Annotated in this window: 2 protein-coding genes and 1 pseudogene; 2 read left to right on the top strand and 1 reads right to left on the bottom strand. The window is 55.9% G+C overall.

What is annotated here, in order from left to right; genetic code table 11:
• Positions 1-364: pseudogene (locus AC1DH9_RS27420) on the top strand (hypothetical protein); the annotation flags it as partial.
• 65 nt (positions 365-429) lie between these two features.
• Here the strand turns inward: AC1DH9_RS27420 and AC1DH9_RS27415 are convergent.
• Entirely contained in the window at positions 430-1,755 is a 1,326-nt protein-coding gene (locus AC1DH9_RS27415) for a sigma-54 dependent transcriptional regulator (protein WP_477809161.1), read from the bottom strand.
• 345 nt (positions 1,756-2,100) lie between these two features.
• Here AC1DH9_RS27415 and AC1DH9_RS27410 point away from each other — a divergent pair, with 345 nt between their 5' ends.
• Positions 2,101-2,367 (top strand): hypothetical protein, encoded by a 267-nt coding sequence (locus tag AC1DH9_RS27410; RefSeq protein WP_427527952.1) that lies wholly within the window; start codon positions 2,101-2,103, stop codon positions 2,365-2,367.
• Positions 2,368-2,382 lie beyond the last annotated feature (15 nt).

Here is a 2,382-nt window from a genome sequence, read left to right as displayed (position 1 = left end):
GTCCTATACCTACAACATGCAGGAATCCTTCAGCGATATCAGCCCCACTGTAAATTCCACGGTCCCGGGAGATGTGAAACTCGGCGACTCCTGGCAGGTCGGCGCCGGTATTGCGTTTGCCTTGAACGAGAAAATGAGTATGTCGTTTTCGTTTTCCGACCAATTCGCTCGCAAAAGCAAAGTCAAACCCAGCGGCCAGGACTGGCAATCAATCCCGGACAGCGACTACAACGCTGCCAACTTCAACATCGGCCTGACCATGGCGGCAACCGACAAACTGACGATAGTCCCCAACCTCGCCATCGGCTTGACCCAGGACGCACCGGCCTTCTCCTTCAGCCTGAAATTCCCGTACTACTTCTAAACACCACACAAGGAAAAGGCCCGCTGCGACGTAAATCGCAGCGGGCCTTTTCGTTTCTCCGCGCCCTAGCGGATCTGGTGCTTGTGCAGCAATCGGTAAAAAGTCGGCCGTGAAACGCCCAGTACTCGAGCGGCCACACTGAGGTTGTCACTGTGGCGGTTCAATACGTCGCACAATGCCTGGCGTTCGGCGCGGGTCTTGTAATCTTCGAGGGTACCCATCGGCGCGGTAATCGCCTGTTGGCCAATCAGCCCCAGGTCCCGYGCCTCGATCTGCCGGCCTTCAGCCAGCACCAACCCACGGCGCACCCGGTTCGCCAGCTCACGGACATTGCCCGGCCAGTCGTGTTTGCCCATGGCAATCAATGCGTCTTCGCTGAAGCTGCGCGGCCGACGTCCGGTTTCCTGGCTGTAAAAGTGGGAAAAATGGTTGGCCAGCAGCGCCAGGTCGCCGTGACGCTCGCGTAGCGGCACAGTGACCACCTGCAGGACGTTGAGCCGGTAGTACAAGTCCTCGCGAAAACTCTTGGCCTCGATCGCAGCTTCCAGGTCCACGTGAGTGGCTGCCAAGACCCGGACATCTACGGGAATCGGTTGACTGCCACCCACCCGTTCAATGTGTTTTTCCTGCAGGAAACGCAACAGGTTGGCTTGCAGTTCAAGGGGCAGATCACCTATTTCATCCAGAAACAGGGTGCCACCATTGGCTGCTTCAATGCGTCCGACTTTACGTTGGTGTGCGCCGGTAAAAGCGCCCTTTTCGTGACCAAACAGCTCGGACTGAATCAGATGCTCGGGAATCGCCCCGCAATTGATCGCGACAAACGGTTTACTGTGGCGTTGCGACTGACGGTGCAAGGTTCTGGCGACCAACTCTTTACCGGTGCCACTTTCCCCTCGAATCAACACCGGCGACTCGGTAGGCGCCAATTTGCTCAGCAATTTGCGCAGTTCGCGGATCGGCCGACTGTCGCCCAGCAGTTCATGCTCGGGCTGGTGGACGTGAATCGTGCCCTGGCCGCGCAAACGCGCCATGCCAAACGCCCGCCCAAGGGTCACTTGAACCCTGGAGACGTCAAACGGCAAGGTATGGAAATCGAAAAACCATTCGCAGACAAAATMGCCGGCATTCTGCAACCGCAGGACTTCCTGATTGAGAACAGCGATCCATTCAGTGCCGCTACGGCTGATCAGTTCCTTGACGGCTTCAGGACGTTCAAAATGAACAGGTTTAAGGCGCAGCAGGCCGACATCACAGGAACGATGGGAAGCGTTCTCCAGGGTACAACTGTCGACATCCCAGCCGATCGTACGCAGGCCGGGTAATAAGCGATGGCAGTCGTCACACGGATCAACCACTAGCAAACGTCGCAATGCGGGCGTTTCGGTCATGACTGTTCCTTGGCGCCAAGAAATTAGAAAAGTTATTAGAAACAGCCGTTTGGCGGCCTTGAATGTAACGTTAGCAAGATCTTGACGCGGCCTTGTATCGTTTACTAATAAGGTCAACGTCATTTACGTTATAAAACGTGCCCATATTAGCTACCTGAGACGTTTGAACCTTTCATCCAGCTTTCAATGCGCCCCTTGCCGCTGCCTTTATAAAAGAAAGTTGAAAATTCTTTTGAATGTGTGTGACCCGCCCCCCCATTGCGCGCATCAGTACAAGTAACCAGCCGAACGGTAAGCCCAACCGACGGCACATCACTTGATTGGGCACAGACGAGAGAAGACCCCATGAACGCCCCGCTCCGTATCAACGAAGCTCTTTTGATTGCCGACCGCGCATTTACACCCTTCCAATGCGTGGCCTGGGCTCCACAGGACGGCACCGGCGAACTCAGCCTGACCGTCATCGACCGCACCAGCACCCCTATCGGCCGCAAACAGATCCCCAGCAGCGCCTATACCGACCCGGCCCAACTTGCATCCTTGCTGGAACAAGTTCGCGCCGAACTGAGCGAGGAAGGTTATCAGTTGCAATCCTGGACAATGCCGCAGTAAACGAAAAGTGGGGAT

The organism is Pseudomonas sp. 05T35 (genome assembly GCF_056396605.1).
Note: the sequence above shows the minus strand (reverse complement) of the source record. Positions and strands in the feature narration are given on the sequence as shown.

What these genes read in the sequence shown, in the direction of transcription:
- AC1DH9_RS27410 (WP_427527952.1), top strand. Translation starts at nt 2,101, where the DNA reads ATGAACGCCCCGCTCCGTATCAACGAAGCTCTTTTGATTGCCGACCGC.